Here is a 20,700-nt window from a genome sequence, read left to right as displayed (position 1 = left end):
GGGAGATTATATTTTAATGAATTTTTCGAGTGTTTTGTCAAGTTCTTGCCCTCTTAGATTACGTGCAACAATTTTCCCATTCGGATCAATAAGAAAATTACTTGGGATCGCAGTTACGCCAAAAAGTTTGCTGGCCTCACTTTTCCAGGATGCCAAATCAGAAAGTTGTGTCCATGGCAAACCATCCGTAACGATCGCCTTTTCCCACCTTTCTCGAGAATCATCAAGAGAGTAAGCAAGAACTGTAAAATTGTGGCTGCTAAATTTTTGATATGCTTTTAATACATTGGGATTTTCCTCCCTACAAGGTTTACACCATGAAGCCCAAAAATCAAGCAGCACATACTTCCCACGGAAAGAGCTCAATGAAAATTCTTTTCCATCAGGTGCCTTAGATTTAAAATCAGGTGCAATGCTACCAATTTCAGCAGACTTAATGGCCGAAAGTTCAGTTGCGTATTTTTTCCTAAAAATGAAGCTTTTACCTCATCACTCATTTTGGAAAACATTTCGGAAGCTTTTGCTTTTTCCTGAGTTGTATTTACTGTTGTTCTTAACCACTCCAAAGCGATCGGAGAATTCAAGTGATTATAAAAAAAGGTCTCTTCAGCATTCTTCTTATCTATTTCATATTGGTCAGCATCTTGATTGAGTTTTTTAATTGACAAAATATCACTGGTATCTTTTTCCCTGAATCTTTTAAACAATTCGGCTTTTTTTTCTGAAATTCCTGGCGAAGATCTGCAAAAGCTTGGGCGTCATTATTAATCCTAGTACCACTTATAGAAGCAGTTTTAATTGCATCTACGGCAGAAACTATGATGTGGCCGGATTCTAAATAAATAAATAGTCTGTCAGTTGCATTATTAAAATCAAAACCACTATTTTTCAATGCTGAAAAAAGTATTGCTTTTTGCGGGTATAGGGTAGAATCTGAAAATTCTGCCAGCCCGTTAGTTATTGATGCAGAATCAATTACAGATTTTCCACTTTTTACATCAATATGTTTTAAAAATACAATTGAGTTGGGGATAGGTTTTGAAAATTTAACCGTAAGCTTAAAGAGTTTGGACTGGCCAAAAACGGTGGTAGAGATAAGCGTTGTGAGAAATATTAATACTGTATTTTTTATTCGTTTCATTGTGTGTGTGTAGAAATTTAATTGCTTAAAATATGTGTCAACAAAATTTAAAATTAGTTCTTTAGCCATTTGAATTATTCCTTTTTCAAGACTTTAATAAGTTCTTTTTCAAGTATATCTCCACGAAGGTTTTTGGCTATTATCTTCCCGTAAGGATCAATCAGAAAATTAGCAGGAATACCCGCAATAGCATAAAGCCTACTTACCTCTCCTTTCCATGCTTTAAGATCAGATAAATGGATCCACGGCATGCCATCTTTCTTTACAGCTTTTTCCCAGGCATCCTTATGTTCATCCATAGAAAATCCTATCACAATGAAATTTTGATCTTTAAAAGCATTATAGGCTTTTAGAATATTAGGGTTTTCGGCACGGCATGGGGTACACCATGATGCCCAAAAATCTAGCAAAACATACTTTCCTCTAAAATCACTTAATGAAACAGCTTGTCCTTCAAGATTTTTAGCAGTAAAATCAGGTGCAAATCCACCTATTGAAACTGAAGCAGTACTTTTTAATACCAACTCATAAGCCTGACCACTCTTAGATTTCCTTATCTTTTCACTCAAAGTTCCGAACAAATTTTCTGCCTGCGATTTTTGCTGAGCGATATTGATATTCTGTTTTAACCAGTCCAGTGATACTACTGAGTTTCCCTTTGTTTTGAAATGAGATAGTTCCGCCGTGCGCCTTACTGAATCCAGTGCCTTAAATTCTTTACTTAACTTATTCAGATCTTCTTTTACATTGTCTCTATAAGCTATCCGGAATTTATTTCTCAATGAATCCTGATGAGGTTTAAATTTTAACAGCACATCTGTATATCCTTGCAAATCTTCATTCAAAGGCGTACCACCTATACGGGCATCTTTAACATCACGAGGCGTTCTAAACGTTATATTTCCTTGCTCCAGATAAACCTCCCGACTAGCTTTTGTATTGTTAGGAATAAAGCCTTTGTTCGCCCTTTCTATGTATAGTAATGCTTTTTGAGGAGAGAGGGTTTTACTCCTAATTATAGCTTTCCCATTTAACAATGTTACGGAATCAAGTCCAAGTTTACCATCAATTGGCTTAACATAATATAAAAAAACCATGCTATTTGGATAAGGATTAGTGCTGCTTACGTTTATACTAAATTGGAGTTCCTGTGCCTCAGTAATAATTGTAGAAAGTAAAAGAAAAATACCAAAACATATCTTAACTATCATAAATTTCATATTAAATGTTTTAAGTAGATAATAATTTACTAAGCCTATCCTTCAGATCCTGTCCTCGCAGATTTTTTGCCACAATTTTACCATTTGGATCAATGAGTACGTTCATTGGAATGGCGCTTATTGAATACAATGATACTACCTTGCTGTTGAAACCGGTAAGGTCTGATAATTGTAGCCAATTGGTTTTGTCCTCTTTTATCGCTTCAAGCCACTTCGCCCGCGAATCTTCCTTACCTCCATCCAGTGAGATGGCAACGATTTCGAAATTCATATCCTTATACTGGTTATATACACTGATAAGGTTTGGCACCTCTTTTCTACATGGTGCACACCAACTTGCCCAAAAATCGAGAAGTATATATTTTCCCCTAAATTCGCTCAGCTTCCTTACTTTACCGTTAACGTCCGAGATACTGAATTCAGGTGCTAAATTGCCCACCTCTATCCTACCCGCCTGCTGGATTCTGGCCAAATACCGTTGTCCTGCCGGAGAATTTCGTCGTTCAGCGCTTAGATATTCAAAATATGTTTTTGCACCTGAAAGATTTACAGCGGGATCTACCCAACGGCCCAAAAAATCAATAGCAGCCAAGCTTTCTGGATTTTTTTATTATAGCGGCAATTTCTACAGCTCTGCTGGAAACCATGTAATTATATTCTTTCAACAAAATATCGGCTTTAGCAGAATTACTGCCTACAGCTTTATTTCTTGCGTAAATAGAGGACTCAAGTGCCTTGTATTTATTCATCATAGGTCTAAAATCCTGGAGAGCATTATTGTTGGCTGTACCTGTAATAACCGCATCTGCTTGTTTTTCGTGATCTAAAAGAGCAGTAATCTTTCCACTTTCGAGATAGATTCCATTTTGCACAATTTTAACTGCATTTTTATCTGTTGCCCCTCTACCAAGGGCTTTTGATAGATTATCCTCCCCATCTGTGATAGCTAGAAATGCAGGTGTTGGCCTGCTTACCTCTCCTGAAAAGCGGAATTTCCCATCCTTAACGGAGCAGGTGTCAGTTACAAACTGACCTAATGGTGAAGAGTAATATAACGTAACGGTTACCTTATATCCAGGTACTGATTTCATTATACCGGTTACTTCGTACTTAAGTTGCGCAAAACCTGCAAAGTTCAGTGCAAGGAAATATAAAGTGATCATTATTTTTTTTGTGTTCATTATGATATAGATTTATGGTTATTTATAGCTGACTAAAGTACAAAGAAGGCAATAAATGCCCTGGATGAATCTGAAGTTGATGAGGGTACACTAAGCGGATCATTAGCCGCTCTTTTGATTTTAAGACCAAGCAGATACCATGTCTGACGAGAAAATTTCGCCTTATTTTTTACGACTACGCATAAGCTATCTGCACCTATTCTAGAGGCCGGTCTGACTGTAGCCCTTGTTCTTGTCAATTCATAAGTATCTGCAGGCCACGGCTTAAATTTTGTTCCAAAGGTTTTGCTATAGGCATTAATTGTCGAATCATCAATGGCAATAGTTGCATCAACCTTTACACTCGCTGGATTGAATGCAGTATTTAGTGCCACCCCAAAGCGAATAGAATCTGGTCCAATCATTACACCTTTACTATCAGAACTTGGTAAAAAGTTAATGAACATCGTTGAGTTTCTCCAATAAGAAGTAGATGAGCCCCACTTATTTGCATTTTCCATTCTCGCGTTAAGCTGACTAATCGTCACGGTCATTTTAAGAAAAAGAAGTGAATAATCTAATTTTGAACCATTTCTTGCACTTAATTGAACGGGAATGAGGTATGTGGTATTTGTTTTTAACTTAGTTGCATCCCTTAAGGTAACATACAACGAGTCCCTGGATTGAACTTCGCCGTTACCAATAGCAAATATTCCGCTATGAGACACATCAAATGCCCCTTTAGGAATAGATGGATTATTTTCAGCATACAAAGCATTATATGCCGAAACCATACTTGTATCGACGCTTGCGATAATCGTGTCATTTCGTCCAGCTGCAGATTTTAATGACACGGGAACACCGACATAACTTGTAACATAATTATAGGAGCTGCCATTGAAACTTGTCATAGATCCTTTCTGGACATAGGAAACCATGCTGCTGTTAGATAATTTAGCGGAAATGGATGCTTCCAGATCAGTTGGCTCTTCTTTCTTGCAACATGTTACTATGATGCAAACTAACACTATAGACCCGGCGATTTTAAATCTCCTCAAAATAGATGAGGCTCTTTTATAAATTTTGTAATACATAATTAATGAATTAAGCGTAAAAAATCAAAATAGATCATTGTCTTGAATTTTGGATTATAGAAGGATTTGCAGCCAATACGTTAGCTGAGAAAGGGAGGAGGTATCTGTTAGATCCCGGAATTACAGTACCAAGAACTGTATTACCTGCTACATTAGTACGTGTGATGGTAACTTGTGTGGACAGATCTTTATTTAACCTCTTTAAATCAAATAGTCGTAAACCGCCATGGAGAAAAAGCTCTCGCCTTCTGTCATCCAATACGTACTGTAGGATATTTGCTGCTGTGTACGTTCGTGTATCGTTACTCGTTATTCGATTAGTTCGAAGATTGGTCAGAATAGCAGCCGCGTCAGACACTTTTCCTGCTCTAGCTAGACACTCTGCCTTAGTCAGAAGCACTTCCGGAACAGCTACGCTATTATCCATAGCATAGGTATTACCTGGATTAGCTGATACACGATAGGCATCAGATGAGAATCTTTTGCTATAACGCGCATCGACTGTAGTGAGTAGGGTCTTTAATCCTGAATTGATCCTGAATGCCGTTTGATAAAACAGAAAAAAGCTTCATCAGAAGTTAGTTTACCCATTAATGTTTCGGGATTATTGGTTAGATCCTGAAACTGGGTTGGCGCTAGGTAATTTGCTGAAGTGTAATTAGTTAGCGTTTTAACTCTGGACAGAGTGGAGTCAGCATAGATCTCAGCATTTGCATAATCACCTTTGTATAAGTATGCCCTTGCAAGTAAAGCGAAGGCAGCAGCCTTACCTGGATGGATGATATCGCTACCTTTTGAGGCTAAATATGGATTGTCGACGGCCATTTTTAAATCTTTTATAATTTGAGCGTAGACTTGTTCAATTGTTGCACGTGGAAGTAGTGCTGTCGCATCGGGCACTAAAACCAATGGCACAGCAAGATCAGAACTCGAAGTAGTAGCATCGTAGGCTTTACCATATGCATTTACTAACTGGAGGTAAAAGTAAGCCCGATGAATTAATGCCTGTGAGATGATATTGCTCTTGTTTTGTGGGGTGTTGAGAGGGTCTGGTGCAGCGCTATTAATTCTATCTAAAATTATATTCATCTGAAATATTCTTGCGTAGGTACCATTGTAAATCCTATCAACATCAGTGGCATTCCAGATCGCATTTTCATAGAAATATGCCCTTCGATAGTAAGTAGTTAAAGAGGATGTTTGAACGTCTGTGAGTTGAATATCGTCGCTCATAGCGTCAAGTAAAAAATACTGCACCCTACCTAGCGAATCACTATTTAGCATCTCTTGAAAATCCTTTATCGCCACTGGATTCACACTGGATGTTGGTGAATCTATAGCTAAAAACTTCTTACATCCTGTGATTGTAAAAAGAGAACAAATCAGCAATAAACAGAGGGATATGTGTAAATATTTCATTGTCTTAAAAATTAAAAGGAAATGTTAATGTTAGCAGAATAAATTCTCGCAGCCGTAATACCTGGCCGACCTGCTGTACTAATTGTAAGTGGATCAATACTGTATTTGTTGCGGTACCAACCTGCCACATTTTGAACCTGAAAACTAAACGTACCGCCGCTTAATTTTAATTTCTGAAGAATGTTTTGAGGAATATAATAACCAATCATTACTTCCGATAACCTGACATTATCTGCTGAAATTACACTGTTACTCGAAAATTGAGCGACAAACTGACGATAACTATTGCTCCCATCAGTTGTTATTCTGGCCACATCGGTATTTGCCTCATCACCTGGTCTTATCCATCTATTGACTATGAGTGCGCTTGTCTCTACATTATTGCTAGCATAGGGAATATAATATCGCATTACATAACCCAAGCTGAATACAATGGCAGCACGTGCAAAGAAATTTTTAAATCTTATGTCCTGTATAATGCCACCCGTCCAAGGTGCTTTAGTTACGCCGGCATATACCAATGACGATGCTATTGAAGCGCTATCCAGTTTAGTCGAGATGTTTCCGTTCGAGTCGTAGTACTGGGGATCTCCATTTGCATTTAGTCCCGCCCACGGCAGTGTCCATAAATTACTGGTGCTATACCCATTTCTAAAAGCCCTGGTATATCCATCAGAGGCAACGAAGCTGGTAACCGGCACATCTTTGACGAGGTTGATATTATATGCGCCATTTAAAGTCAATGTATAACTAAAATCCTTACTCTTCAATAAATTTCCACTTACAAAAAATTCAATACCTTTATTGGTAATGCTGCTATAAGTTGTTTTGCGGGTTCCTCCAGTCGAAGGATCAGCTACTACTGTAACGGTACTATTGATACCTTCAGAAGTTTGGTTGTAATACCTCAAATCAAAATTATATTTATCCTCAACCATGGCCATTCTAGCGTAACCTTCGAAACTTACGTTTTTTGGCGGGACAGCGTTGAAATTACTATTTACCGCTTGGCTAAACGAACCATTACTAGCCACATTGGTACTCATTATTAAACTTAATCCCTGGTATGGGCTAATGTTTTGCAATTTCATTCCCACATCAAGGCTATTGATTATATTGGAATAGAAGTAGTTTTCCTTTGCTATGTCGTAGGATAGTGCCCCGTTGTATTGTGTTGATCCTTCTGGAGATTTAGAGTAATTAAAATTGAAGTTCAGATTTTTATTCCTCAAGCTCATCACCACTCCAGCGCTTAAATAATTGTTTTTATTTTCAGTAGAAGATGCAGAAAGCGCATTGCGGCTGAGAGCGGATTCTAATGATCCAAAAGATTTTTGCTGATTAAACGCCGCGTTTACCGAGATAGTGCTGTCCATCAGTGAAATTGTAACCTTCTGATAATAATTTGTTGCTGTCTGGCCTTTTTGCTGAGTTGGTTCCTGGCCAGTTACCCAGATTGCATAGTTTCTATAAAAAGTTTGTTGGTAACGTTGGTTATTATATATTACAGCAAGATCTGGCATTTTAATTTTCGAAACTCCAGCGGATAAATCCACACTATGAATTATTTTTCCCCAGTGTTTTATCACTGTTCCCGTAACATCTCCTACAAGGCTTTCGAGCTTGCTGTAAGTTCCAACCTGGCCATATAATGGCGATAACACTGAATTATAAGATCCGGTCACCTTTAACCTGTCTCCGTATGCATAATTTAAAGCGGCATTACCATTAATATTTCTACTAATCGTGGTATCGCCATTTATAGGGACTATTAACGAGGACGGATTAACCGAAGAAACTGATCCGCTAAACAAAGAATAAAAATTGGTAATAGAGGCTCGTGTATTTGGTGTAGGCAGATATACTGGGGTATTCGTATTTGTAACAGAATTATAACCATATAGAGTTGCGTTAGATGGTCTGCTCGACTCAGTACTTGCTCCACCGGCGCCTAAGCTAATGCCTATTTTATGGTTACCGATAGATTTGGAATAGCTAATGTTGCTGCGAACATTATATTCGTTATAGACAGTACTGTTTTTAGACAAAACATCACCAAATGGAATGTAGAAATTTACATTGCCATTATTAAATTCTCCATAAGTATCAACCAGTTGGCGAACATAACTGGATTGTTTACCATAAAGTGTATTTTGTGCTGTATTTCTCCCACTATAGTATAGGGAACTACTAAATGACAGTCCTGGTAGTATCATCCAGTTCATATTCATACTTGACTTTTTAAGTGTTGTGGTACTTTTGTTACTATTGAGCCTAGCATCCTGCAACAGATTGACACCAAAATCTTTATATCCATAACCCATAATGGCTTTATTTGCAGCATCTGAAATTGCCGTATAGTCATATACATAATTTCCATCAACATTTAATAACATCTGATAAGGTTCTAAGGTAGTATTTGAAGGTGAAAAACTATTGATTGCGTCCCGAGTGTTATCCTTGGAGTAATTTATCAACCACCTGATATGCAGTTTATTTTTTAAAAGGTTGATATCGTTATTTAAGCTAAATCCATAGCTATTGGATTTGCTATAAAGCTCATTAGACTGATCTGTAGAATAATTACCAATACCAGTGAATTTATAGGCATCGTTACCACCGCTTAAAGTAAGTGAATGGTTTTGACTAAACCGATTCTGCTGTAACAGGTTAAGCTGTGCCTCATTATCCAATCTTCCAAGGGAATCCCATTTGGAATTGAATAGTGTAGAGGTAATTGATCCTAAACGTTTTTGTGACAAGAGTTGCTTGGCAGGTGAGAGATTAAACGTCGCCGCTGAATAAATGTTCGGGAAAATCGAATCAATATCTTTCAAATAAGAAAGAAATTGGGCTGGGCTGGCCAGGCTCAACTTGGATCGTTCGAATTTTTGGCTGGGAGAAAAATAAAAGTTTGAGTTATAATCAATGTTGATTTTTCCTTTTTTAGCTGATTTTGTCTTGATTATAATCGCACCACCAGCAGCTTTTGTGCCCCATTTAATGAGTTCTTTAGGATCCTTAATCACTTCAATTGACTCAACATTGGTCATTGGATAATTGGCTGGAAAACCGTCCTGAGGAAAACCGTCAATCACCACAAGCATACCCGAAGCTGAAGCAGAGAAATTATTGGCGCCCCTTATCTGTGGAACCAAAACGTTTTTAACGGACGAAACAGTATTGATTTTCGTTTGGGCAACAGTTTCTCCCCGCAATAATTTGTCAATATTTGCCTGGCCTACCTTTTGGCCCCAAAAGCTAAGGTAATCTGCTACGCTCATTCTTGTCCATTTCCTAATGAAAACACCTCCAGGCCCGTAATCCTGGAACATATCAATACTGGTAACATTAGTAGATGTGGTGTTAACTGTCTGCAGGGTGAGTCCTGGTATGGTACCCTGTAAAACCTGCGACAGGTTCATGTAATTCCTATTTTCAAGATTCACCATAGTAGTAGGATTTTTCTTTACACTATTATAGTTGATCGCAACCTCATTTAGCTCAATCAACGTGGTTTTGCCTTTTTCCATCATGATATACAAATCAGTGGTATCCCGGTAATTTACAATCTGTTTAGCAAACCCGTCCCCTGTAGCTTCAAGGCTACCCGAGGCACCTATTATAATCGTGAACGTTCCATCGACACCAGAAACCGCCTGAGTATTAAGCTTTGTTTCACGGATATTAATCCCTTTCACCGGCAATTCATTTTCATCGACAACCTTTCCTTTTAGCTTGGTTGTAGTTATCTTTTTTGAGTTAGATATCAGCGTTGGTGGGATTTTAGCAATTTTTTTCAAACCAATCGTTTTTTCAAACAATTCATATTGGAAATCGAGTCCTTTAAATAGCGTGTTCAGTGTCACATAAATAGATGCATCTGTTAAATTGATACTTATATCTTTTATAGGTTCAATTTCTTCCTTTTTATAAAAAAACATAAGAAGTCTGAGTTTCTATTTCTTTTAGAATAGTTTCTAGTGCAACATTATTTTTTTTAAGTGTAACATTTTGGCCATAAGCAGATGATTGAGAAATTAGTATAAATAAAATAGCAAAGAAGCTAACAGGCAAAATCCTATTTAAAATAAAACTTAAAGCATTATGCCCCTCGTTTTCAGAACTAAATCTGGCACACTTACTTTGAGAATCACATTCCCTAGTTAAGTACATATAGGGATGCTGCCGCCTCATTTTAATGAGGCAATAGTAATCAATCTTCATTTAACGTTTGTTTGGTTGGTTTAAGTTTCGGATAGTTAAGAAAAGTGCTAAACAGGTTTAAAGCCAGAATGTATAGTAAACAGTTCTTGTTGATTTAGTACTTTTGATCAAATCATCATAATTTAGGTTTCACACATCATCTTTTTTCAGTTTACGATTAATTTAAGTTGGTTATTCTTGTCTTTAAATGCTTTAACATCGATATCCTGATATTCCAATAACATCATCAGGCGGCTCAAGTTGATATTTTTAGGAATTTTCCCGGTATATTTTACTTTCTTTAAAGGTTTATTAAACACCACATTGATTCCATACCATTCCCCGATCTCTAGTAAAATTTCCTGTGTATTATTCCCATCGAAGCTAAAATAGCCATCTTTCCATGCAATAACCCTAGAAGCATCCACATCACGTCGAATCAGATCATTAGTGGTCAGAATGACCTGCTGATTTGGTTTCAAGATAATTGGCCTTAATGATGCTTGATTTGGCGTTACCCTAACAGAACCTTGCACCAGCGTTGTTTTAACTGATCCTGGCAAGTAACTGTTTACACTGAATTTAGTACCCAGAACTTCTACCGTCTGTCCATTGCTCTCCACAAAAAATTTACTTTTTTGCACTGTCTTTTACCTCAAAATATGCCTCCCCACTTAATTTCACTACTCGATCTCCCACACCAAATTTTTCAGGAAACGAAAGTTTTGATTTAGCATTCAGCCACACGCGTGTACCATCAGTAAGCTCAATACTGTATTGTGATGCCTGACCAGTCTGTAACATACCAACAGCAATATCTGCTGTTACGCCACTACCTGCTTTATAGATCAGCGCTCGAGACCCATTATTACTAATGGTACCATTGCCCAAATTTGTGGTCTCCATGTCTCCAAGGGTATCCAGCGTAACCACTTCACCGGTAGAAAGTGTTATGGAAGCCTTACCTGATTTAGGTTCCATCTTTTTGATTTCGCCAGCACTCACTGCGACGAGGTCATCTTTTTGCCTGAACTGGACAGCAATAAGATAGGTTGCAACAGTTAGGAAAATAGCGGCAGCTACGCGGTACCACATAGGTATTAGGATTGAGGGGTTTACCAATTTTATACCTAATTCATTAAACAAACGCCTTTTGCCAGCGTAATGTAGTTTCACTATTTCGCGTTTATTAAGTGGTTTTGAATCCGAACTTAATGTTTCATACCAGGAATATAACTCTTTTCTTTCAAGACCACTTTCCTTCCTGTGCAGGTATTTAAATATGATATCGAGAAGTTTATTGTCAAAGCGCATAATTAACACAATAATAACCTTAAATAAAGACTAGATATATATAAGTGTGATAAAGCAGACATAGCACCTACGTCTATTTTAATTTTTTTAAAAAAATTAAAATGTCGAGCACGCTGAAACCACATTGATAGACTATTACGATAGGAGAATAATTTAAAAGATGGCGAAAACTGTAGACGCTTTATACTTCAAAAAAAACCAAAAATTTAGTCTTTTAAACCAAAAAATATGGAAAAAAGCAGGAAAAGTCTTTTGTTACAATTTTAATCCGTTGAAGCGCTTTTCTAATTTGATTTTCGACGGTTGATTCGGAAATTTGAAGGTATTTCTGCAATTTCTTTATTAGACATATAATCATTCCTACTCATTTTAAAAATAGCGCGGCATTTTTCAGGCAGGTTGTCGATTTCCTGGTTTACTTTATCCAATAAATATCTGTAATACAGGCGATCTTCTAATGGCTGTTCCTTACTCGCTATCTCCAATGACTGGATATCTTCATATTTATCCACCAACGATAACTTTCTCAGGTGCTGAATGATAAGATACCGACAAGATGCGTACAGATATGCAGGAAGTGACTCAATTTGAGAAAGCCGTTCACGACTTTTCCAAAGACTTAGAAAAAGGTCGTGCAGAATATCCTGAGCTGCCGTTTCATCATTAATTTTAGATACTACATGCCGAATTAATGCAGGATAAAAAAGATCATAAAGTTTTGAAAAAGCAGCCTGATTTCCAGATGCAATATCTGCCAACAGCCCCGTATAGGTATATCCATTAAGCTTTTTCATTTTTAATTTAAACAAAGGTAGCTAATCATTACAGTTTTGTGGATATATATCCCCATCAATCAGAACCAATACTACGGCAAAGAATTTACTAAAAGACTTTTTATAAAAAGGGAGAATATAAAAGCTTAAATATAAGTACTCGTTCGAACATATTTAGACGACAAATAAACCGGATAATTAAAAACAGGGCGGGATATCGGTCCCGCCACTGCGTCATCATCAACTATCAGGGACTAATACTGTTGCTTTTCTATTTTGCTACCTTTGAATGGGTTGACAATATATAGTCCGTTAATACTTCCCCTGCTTCCCTTTTTATATAATCAAGATCTTCAAGTAAAGGAGCCAGCTGTCCGTTCTTTAGCATGGGAAGTCCCATAACTTTTCTCAACTGGTTATTACCAGCAAGTATTCGACTCTCTTTTTGCTTACGTTCCTTCTCACTTTCAACATCATTCAATGAAACAACAAGTGGATGAGTGGGCTTACTATTATTCCTTAAGGCTTCTGCCATATATTCATCTAATCCCAGTGATTTAAAACGACTTCGATGTTGCTTATTTAACTTCGGTAGCATTTCATCAAAATTTCCAACTACCACATAATCAGCTTTACCTATTGTATCCCAGCTCAGGGCAGATTTTTCGCTTTCTTCCCCATATTCCTTCAAGGGGAACAGGGTAGGAAAAGTTACATCAGGTGTAACGCCACGAAGCTGAGTAGAGCGGCCGTTTATTCTGTAGAATTTACCAATTGTAATATTAAACTGACCAAACAGGCTCTGACTATTCTCTGAGAATTGGTCTTGCTCTGCCAAAGCTGCTGCCTGCTGTTTAAACCTGGAAGTTTTTATAACCTGGTCGAGATCTAGGTCTTGCTGAACCGTACCTTTTCCGTAAGTCTGACTTCCAAGGATGATTCCCCTACCATAATCTTGTAGAGCGGCTGAAAAGATTTCCGATGCAGATGCACTTAAACGATCTACCAAGACTGCAAGGGGTCCATCATAACTTAAACGAGAATTACGATCGCTATTCACTTCAATAGCATTTTTAACATCCTTGACCTGAACCACCGGGCCGGTCTTAATAAATAACCCAGTTAAGTCTATCGCCTCGGTAAGCGAGCCACCTCCGTTTTGCCTCAGATCGATCAAGATCCCATCGACATGAATTTTCTTGAGTGAATCGATAATCAAAGCTACATCCCTCGTAGTACTTTTATAATTTGGATCTCCCAAACTGTAAGCTTTGTAGTCCATATAAAACTGGGGAATGGTAATGATTCCAATCTTAGTTTTTTTTCCATTCACATCGTACTCTCTGATCTCTTTTTTTGCGGAAAGATCCTCTAGGATAACTTTCGCTCTAGTGATCGCTACAATTTTTGCTATATCGGTTTCAGTCTGCAGTTTCGTTAATAGTTTCAACCTCACAATGCTACCTTTTTTTCCCCTGATAAGCGAAATAACATCGTTTACCCGCCATCCCAAAACATCTTTAAAATCACCATCATTGCCTTCTGAAATAGCTATTATACGATCTTCCGGCGTAATTAGCTTTGTCTTAGCAGCCGGACCTCCTGCTACAAGAGATTTAACAACTATAAATCCATTTTCAAGGGCGAGCGTGGCACCAATACCTTCGAGTGAGCGCGACATGCTGACATCGAACTCGGCAGCATTGAAGGGATTAAAATATGCAATATGCGGATCCACTGAACTGGTCACCGCATTCATAAAAATCTGAAAAAAATCTTGGTTGGTAACTCTTGAATCCTGGACAAGCAAATTTTGATACCGTTTCATTAGAATTTTCTTATTCTCTGTTTCATCGGAAGATATTTTTGATAAAACCAAGAGATCGTATTTAACATGCTTGCGCCAGATTACCTCCAGTTCAGCTCTATCTTTTGGATAAGGTAACAGCGACCTATCCAACACAACGGTTTCTTTTTGGCTGAAACTATAGGATGGCTTAAGTTGAACTAGCGCATATTCAATCGCTTCACGATAACGCTGACGATAACGGTTAAATATTTGCAAGGCATTATCGAGATTACCTGCCTTAAGATTGTCGTCTAGGACAGTTTTATACATCGAAAACTCTACTATATCACTTTGTAACAAATAGTTATGACCTTGATCTAGTAATTCAATATATTTCTCGTAAATCAATACCGACAGTGAATCATTTACCTCTAAAGTTTTGTAGTTCTTGGATGCGATCAAGTCTGCTGTCAGTTTAGTGATGATTTGCTGCCTCGGAGCAGCCTGTAATTGTTGAGGTAATTTAAAAACCTGCGCGTTGATCGCGATGGAGGCTCCTAAAAAAATAGGAGTAAGATTAGTTTGGTCATGAGTCTGTGTTGATTTATGCTGAAAATTTTAATGTCTGGCAGTTATGTCCACGTTATATAAATAGTTTGGATAGTCCAGAAAAATTTTAACCGCCAATAGTTTTGATCGCAAGGGAATTGTCGCAAATCTTTTTAATAATCTTAAGATGAAAATCACTATTTTTTCCATTAATACTGTTTCTATAATAGTTTGGAATACTTTTGCGATGAAATAAATCTAAACCAATTTTACATTAAAAAATTCCCTTTATCATTTTAATTGGTATTGTCATACTCCCCTTATTGTTTAATGACAGAGGCTTAGCTTTGGCTTCCGACCCCCCATGCCCTTTTTATACATCTATAATTATCGAAAGTCAGCTTTGACTGGATTAGTTTCCGCCATATAAAGGTTAATTACAAACAAGTGTCAAAAAAAACAATAGCACCTACGCCTACTCACTTTTTTATGCAACAAGTAATTTTAATGCATCAATTCCGATATGACGAATTCAGCCTAGACTACCATAATTATGAATAATCCTGATTATAGTCTCAAGCTCATATCTTTAAGTATTCTCAGATTTTGTAAAGAATGAGTTCCAGAAACCACCTATGTCTTTTTACCTGCTAGTTAGATTGTGAACGTAAAATTTCTTTGGTGTTATCATTAGCGATAAAAAATTTTCGGTTAAATGTTGACTGAATAATTATTATAGATTACTCATCATTAATAATTAGCTTTTATCCCGATTGAGGAGAGTCTCACCTCAAACAACTACATAAAAATATTGTTGTTGACTGCAAATTATTGTCTGTTTACTATATTATTTTACCAAAACAGAACCGAAAGTTCAGTGGTGTACACTATTAACTGTATTTAAATGTTAAGAAAACACAACAAACAAGTTAGGCTGACGGATCCAATCAAACTATCCGTATAGTTATGCAAGGACTAAGCATTCACGGATTAGAAAATTTCCCGCGAAAATTAAGCTAAGTTTAGAATAAGGAATTATTCTATAGTTCAAATATAGCATCGGGCCATCCTTACGACGGCCCGAAAACTAATCATCAACCATATTTTAATATCCTGGGTTCTGTGTTAGGACAGCATCTTTATTGAGCTGTATTTCTGTTAAAGGTATAGGAAGTAGTAAGTTTTTCGTAGTTAATCCTGATATAGGCTTTGATGCATCATTCGAATTAAGACGAAGAGCACGCTCAACTAAGGTTCCTGTTCTCATTAGGGTCATACGTCTATTCTCCTCACCTATCAATTCCCGTGCACGCTCATCAAGGATAAAATTAAGTGTCATCTGAGATGGCATTACCTGATCGGCTCCTGCACGGGTCCTTAAAGCGTTGATTGAGGCAGCGGCTTCGACTGTCTTTCCCTGTTTCACTTGTGCCTCTGCTAGTAATAAATATGTTTCGCCTAAACGCATCAAGATAAAATCTTTAATCATTGCATAACCAAATGTATCATTAGGATCAAATGCACCCCATTTCGTCGTACTAGGACAAATGTTCATTAAAGTATCTGGACCAGTGAAGGGCACTTGTTTACCATATCTGGCAGCATAAATTGGATTTGGATCGTTGTAATAATATCTTCTGCGGATATTATATTGCGAGTTACGGATATCATTGCCCTTGTATAAACCATAAAGAACCCAGTTACTTAAACGCAATCTTCCTACAGAACGGCCACCTAATGAATCGGCAAGAGCCAAACCTGCAATATTGAAATAGGCAGCACCAAAAACCCTTCTTTGCTGTGGACTGTCGCTGATTCCACCGACAACACTAGCTGGATTTTCCTGTTCCAATACCCAAATGGCTTCTGTATTTCCCTGAGATCTTCTTTGATTGCCATATTGGAACATATCAGAATAGTAATCTCCGGCCTGGCTGGTTTTCACGCCATAACGGTTTCTAATCAAGCTGAATTTACCACTGCTAATTATTGCCTGAGCTTGTTGTTCTGCCAAATCAGGCTTGCCTATACGAAGGTAAACCTCAGCAAGCAATTGCATAGCCATAAACTTATTAGCTCTACCATATATTTTTCCTTTAGTGTTTGTTTTAACGGATTCGATATCAGGGAGGTTTGCGGCAGCAAATAGTAAATCTGATACAATAAAACTGTTTACATCATTTATTGGAGCCCTAACAAAATCTGTTTTGGGATCAATTAAGGCATGAGTTACCAAGGGTACGCCACCAAACAAGGTTGCCAAATTATTGTAAGCGTAAGCCCGAAAAAATTTAGCTTCTGCACTTACCATCGTTTTACCTTTAACACTTAAAGTTGTCAAGCTTGGGTTTTCAATTCCATCTATAATTATATTAGTAAGGTTAATCATGATGAAGCCTCTGTTCCAGCTACGAGCAGCGGCGCCGTCGGTAGACGTTAGTGTGGCATAATTATAATAGGGAATCTCTATGCCTTGCTGGTTATTGGTAGCATTTGCGACATCAGTACCTACCTGCCAAACGCTCGGCCAACCTTGCTGGTCAGCATAGGAAAAATATGTGCTGGTATGGTTGTACAAGCCTATTAAGGATGCTTCAAATCCAAGAGAATCTGTAAGATTTGATGGAGTGTATGATGAAAAAGGTTTTTCATCAAGAAATGCCTTCTTACACGATGAAAATGCGACAAACAATCCTGATAATGCTGCAAATATGGTTATATATTTTTTCATGATGATTATAAATTAACGTAGTGATACATTTAAACCCAGTACGAATGTTCTGGTTAAAGGATAGTTGTTTGTAAAGTCTGCTGCGAATGCTTGTTGATTTGAGTTGCTATTCCCCCTCCCCTAACATAGGTAATTTGTTCAGGATCCCAGCCAATCCAGTTAGTAAAGGTATGCAGATTTCTACCACTTGCATACACTGTCAAACCCCCAAGGTGCAATTTATCCAAAACATTCTGCGAAAACACATAGCTTAAGGTAACATCTTTTACCCTTGTATAACTAGCATCTGATGCATAGCCATATCCCAAAGTATTATTATATGATAAAGCCGGCCTCGTTTGACTCATGTTTTCAGGAGTCCAATAACCAACTTCTGCAGGCGTATTTCGTCTTCCAGTTTCATCACCATAGCTCAGATCCGGATTATTTTTAGTCATCCCTTGTGCTGTTTGAATAAAAACGCTCAAGTTGATATTTTTGTAGTGAAAAGTATTCGTTATTCCACCAGTCCATTTCGGTGCAGTTTGACCTAATATGGTTCTATCACCATCACCGGTAATCTTACCGTCCCCATTTAAATCTGCAAACTTCAAGCTCCCTGGTTTGGCCGTCGGATCCTGTTTTGATACATCCTCTCCTGTCTGCCAAACGCCGGTCATTTTGTAATCATATACTACACTAATTGGTTTTCCAAGAAACCATCTGTTTCCCAGATCATCTTTCCCGTCACCATATAAATCAGTTATCTTATTCTTATTGGCAGCAAAAACAACCATAGTTTCCCAACGAAAATCCTTACCAACGAAATTTTGTGAATTTAAAGTAAGTTCTAAGCCTCTGTTCGTAGTCTTGCCTATATTCTCTAGCACATTGTTATACCCAGTTATAATAGGTAAACTTCTATTAAGTAATAATCCGCTAGTTTTATTCTGATAAGCTTCTATGCTTCCACTAATTCTATTTTTAAAAATCCCGAAATCTAGGCCAATGTTTGCTGTTTTAGTTGTTTCCCAAAGCAATTGTCTGTTTCCCAAGTTACCTGCTAAAACTCCAATTGTGCTTATTCCATTAAATGGCGAACGAGCTGTTACATCAGTGGTAATTGTTCTATAAACACCAACAGCTTCATTACCGGTTTTTCCGTATGATAACCTCAACTTTAAGTTACTAAAAATATTAGCTTTTTTAATAAAGTCTTCATTTATGATATTCCAGCCTATTGCCGCAGAAGGAAAAACACCATATTTGGTTGTATTTGCACCAAAAACAGAGGAACCATCCCTACGGGCGGTTAAAGTAAGTAAGTATTTACTATCGTATGAGTAGAATAATCGACCCATTTGTGAATTCAACCCGGATCTCTCACGATATGATGCGCTGGTCTGTGTGGCGCCAGCACCTATATTATCTAAGCCCAACTCGTCATTGACAAAACCTACTGCCCCGGCAGTGGTAGAATTATATTTTCTTTCTTGAGCACTGTACAAGGCAGTAAAATCGAAATGGTGCTTTTTGATGTCCTTTGAATAAGTTAAGATATTTTCAAGAGTATAGCTATTTGTAGATGCGTTGAAACTACTTGCCGTACCATTTAAATCGTTCGCTAAACGACCGATATAACTCCCTCTTCTCTCAGGAAAATAAGTATAACCAGCATTCAAGCGAAATTTCAGGCCTGTCAATGCTCCCGGAAACTTTATTTCAGCATAACCATTGCCATTAATATTTGTCGTCCTATTGATTTGAGTGGTATTCAAGCCAAGCAATGGATTGGTGTATAATTGTTCCGGATTCATTGGATAAATGGTATATGTCCCATTTGCATTATATTCCTGGGCATAAGGACTCATCGCTGTTGCGAACAATAAATTTGCTCTTCCACCATCGTAGTTGTTACTAGTCAAAAATAGCGAGGTCCCTACTGTCAGAAAGCTGGTTACATTGATGTCCAAGTTGGAGCGTAGGCCAATACGGTTAAAATCATAACCCTTAATAACGCCTCGTTGTTTTAGGTAGTCTCCGGAAACAAAATACTTGACATCCTGTGAGCCACCAGAAATACTCACGTTGTGATCTTGAATGGTCCCTTGTTGCGTCGCCTCTTTCACCCAATCGGTAGTTGTTCCCGCATTGTAGGCAGGAAGCTCTCCAATATTCGGTACTGGTCTTTGTTGTACCTGGCCTGTTTGTTTCAGAAAGTCTGTATATTTCTGAACATATTCAGACCCATCTCTTGGCTCCAGAATATGTGCGATGTTATCTAATCCAGCATATCCGCTATAGCGAATAACCGGTTTACCGGAGGTACCTCTTTTTGTTGTAATTAAGATTACGCCATTCGAACCATTTGTTCCATAAATTGCAGTTGCACTTGCATCCTTTAATATCTCCACAGATGCTATATCGTTCGGATTGATATCATTTAGTGAGCCCCCTGTTTTACTCAATGGCACTCCATCTACAACTACATAAGGCCCTGCCCCTGCGCTTATTGAATTCTGACCTCTGACTAAAGCATTCGGCTGGCTACCTGGTACTGAAGAGGTCGATGTGATATTCACACCAGCAACTGCACCTTCAATAGATTGTAGAACATTAGTAACAGGTAATTGTGATAATCTTGCTTTCGGCACCGAAACTACCGAACCAGTTACATCTGAACGTTTTTGCGTACCATAGCCTATCACAACCACATCATTTAGTGTTTCATTAGTCTCTATAAGAGTAACATTCAGCAATTCACCCACCACCTCAACTATTTTTGTGGTATAGCCTAAATAATTGAAGGATAAGCGCTCGCCTTTTGTCGCTGTAATTCTGAATTGGCCGTCTCCGTCTGCCACAGCAACTTTTGCTGTAGTCAAATTTTTTATTGTTACGCCAGGTATTGGTGCATTTTTTTGATCCTTTACTGTCCCAGTTACTAACGGTGTCAGAGTTTGCGCATGAAGCTGCCCGCTTATGGAGCTTAAGGTGGTGAAAATTGTTAATACAGATAAGATGTATCGAAGTGGATAAAGTATTTTTTTTAACATAGCTTTTTGGTAATTTGGTTATTACAATTAATTCTAATTTAATACGGAATAAATTAGTAAGTGGTCATACAGTCGATGCATGAAAGATTACTTTAAGGGGAATTACTCATCGGTTTTCTATTTGGCTGATGCAAATTTGATTCAAATTCACGAAGAAAAAGAGGGACGTTTTGACATTTAGTGGGGGTATATTTCTAATTTATTGATCAAATACGTGAAATTATACTATCTAGCAACGCGTATCAATGGGATAAAAATTAGTCCGTCTA

At 37.7% G+C, this 20,700-nt stretch carries 17 protein-coding genes; all 17 read right to left on the bottom strand.

The features are described 5' to 3' along the window. Nucleotides 1–6: 6 nt before the first annotated feature. Nucleotides 7–366 (bottom strand): peroxiredoxin family protein, encoded by a 360-nt coding sequence (locus ACQ86H_RS08190; protein ID WP_431294420.1) that lies wholly within the window; start codon nt 364–366, stop codon nt 7–9. Further along, complete coding sequence (locus ACQ86H_RS08185; protein WP_431294419.1) at nt 363–584, bottom strand: hypothetical protein; 222 nt, start codon at nt 582–584, stop codon at nt 363–365. The genes ACQ86H_RS08190 and ACQ86H_RS08185 overlap by 4 nt, the downstream gene beginning before the upstream one ends. Nucleotides 585–622: 38 nt before the next feature. Then, entirely contained in the window at nt 623–1,210 is a 588-nt protein-coding gene (locus ACQ86H_RS08180; RefSeq protein ID WP_431294418.1) for a DUF4369 domain-containing protein, read from the bottom strand. Nucleotides 1,211–1,215: 5 nt separating this feature from the next. After that, the gene (locus tag ACQ86H_RS08175) at nt 1,216–2,361 is read right to left on the bottom strand and encodes a redoxin domain-containing protein (protein ID WP_431294417.1); all 1,146 of its coding nucleotides are present in this window, start codon (nt 2,359–2,361) and stop codon (nt 1,216–1,218) included. A 10-nt stretch (nt 2,362–2,371) separates the two neighbouring features. Then, nucleotides 2,372–2,953, bottom strand: a complete 582-nt coding sequence (locus ACQ86H_RS08170; RefSeq protein ID WP_431294416.1) for a peroxiredoxin family protein — start codon at nt 2,951–2,953, stop codon at nt 2,372–2,374. Next, the gene (locus ACQ86H_RS08165) at nt 2,940–3,542 is read right to left on the bottom strand and encodes a DUF4369 domain-containing protein (RefSeq protein WP_431294415.1); all 603 of its coding nucleotides are present in this window, start codon (nt 3,540–3,542) and stop codon (nt 2,940–2,942) included. Before ACQ86H_RS08165 ends, ACQ86H_RS08170 begins: the two co-directional genes overlap by 14 nt. Nucleotides 3,543–3,574: 32 nt before the next feature. Further along, a complete protein-coding gene (locus ACQ86H_RS08160; protein ID WP_431294414.1) occupies nt 3,575–4,432 on the bottom strand; it encodes a DUF1735 domain-containing protein in 858 nt (285 codons plus the stop codon). A gap of 217 nt (nt 4,433–4,649) precedes the next feature. After that, nucleotides 4,650–5,042, bottom strand: a complete 393-nt coding sequence (locus ACQ86H_RS08155) for a RagB/SusD family nutrient uptake outer membrane protein (protein ID WP_431294413.1) — start codon at nt 5,040–5,042, stop codon at nt 4,650–4,652. Between the two features lie 92 nt (nt 5,043–5,134). Next, complete coding sequence (locus ACQ86H_RS08150) at nt 5,135–6,034, bottom strand: RagB/SusD family nutrient uptake outer membrane protein (RefSeq protein ID WP_431294412.1); 900 nt, start codon at nt 6,032–6,034, stop codon at nt 5,135–5,137. A gap of 11 nt (nt 6,035–6,045) precedes the next feature. Continuing rightward, complete coding sequence (locus ACQ86H_RS08145) at nt 6,046–9,978, bottom strand: TonB-dependent receptor plug domain-containing protein (protein WP_431294411.1); 3,933 nt, start codon at nt 9,976–9,978, stop codon at nt 6,046–6,048. Next, the gene (locus ACQ86H_RS08140) at nt 9,965–10,261 is read right to left on the bottom strand and encodes a hypothetical protein (RefSeq protein ID WP_431294410.1); all 297 of its coding nucleotides are present in this window, start codon (nt 10,259–10,261) and stop codon (nt 9,965–9,967) included. The genes ACQ86H_RS08145 and ACQ86H_RS08140 overlap by 14 nt, the downstream gene beginning before the upstream one ends. A gap of 146 nt (nt 10,262–10,407) precedes the next feature. Beyond that, nucleotides 10,408–10,884: a FecR family protein gene (locus ACQ86H_RS08135; protein ID WP_431294409.1), complete on the bottom strand. Its 477-nt coding sequence runs from the start codon at nt 10,882–10,884 to the stop codon at nt 10,408–10,410. Beyond that, complete coding sequence (locus ACQ86H_RS08130; RefSeq protein ID WP_431294408.1) at nt 10,871–11,416, bottom strand: FecR domain-containing protein; 546 nt, start codon at nt 11,414–11,416, stop codon at nt 10,871–10,873. The genes ACQ86H_RS08135 and ACQ86H_RS08130 overlap by 14 nt, the downstream gene beginning before the upstream one ends. A 422-nt stretch (nt 11,417–11,838) precedes the next feature. After that, the gene (locus tag ACQ86H_RS08125) at nt 11,839–12,348 is read right to left on the bottom strand and encodes an RNA polymerase sigma factor (RefSeq protein WP_431294407.1); all 510 of its coding nucleotides are present in this window, start codon (nt 12,346–12,348) and stop codon (nt 11,839–11,841) included. Between the two features lie 250 nt (nt 12,349–12,598). Then, entirely contained in the window at nt 12,599–14,578 is a 1,980-nt protein-coding gene (locus tag ACQ86H_RS08120; RefSeq protein ID WP_431294406.1) for a carboxy terminal-processing peptidase, read from the bottom strand. 1,192 nt (nt 14,579–15,770) lie between these two features. After that, entirely contained in the window at nt 15,771–17,396 is a 1,626-nt protein-coding gene (locus ACQ86H_RS08115; protein ID WP_431294405.1) for a RagB/SusD family nutrient uptake outer membrane protein, read from the bottom strand. Between the two features lie 53 nt (nt 17,397–17,449). Beyond that, on the bottom strand, nt 17,450–20,260 hold the full coding sequence (locus ACQ86H_RS08110; protein WP_431294404.1) for a SusC/RagA family TonB-linked outer membrane protein: 2,811 nt from the start codon (nt 20,258–20,260) through the stop codon (nt 17,450–17,452). Nucleotides 20,261–20,700 lie beyond the last annotated feature (440 nt).

It is taken from the genome of Pedobacter sp. P26 (assembly GCF_050632135.1).
Taxonomy (GTDB): Bacteria; Bacteroidota; Bacteroidia; order Sphingobacteriales; family Sphingobacteriaceae; genus Pedobacter.
The sequence above is the reverse complement of the archived record's forward strand: the minus strand, read 5'-3'. Positions and strand labels throughout refer to the sequence as shown.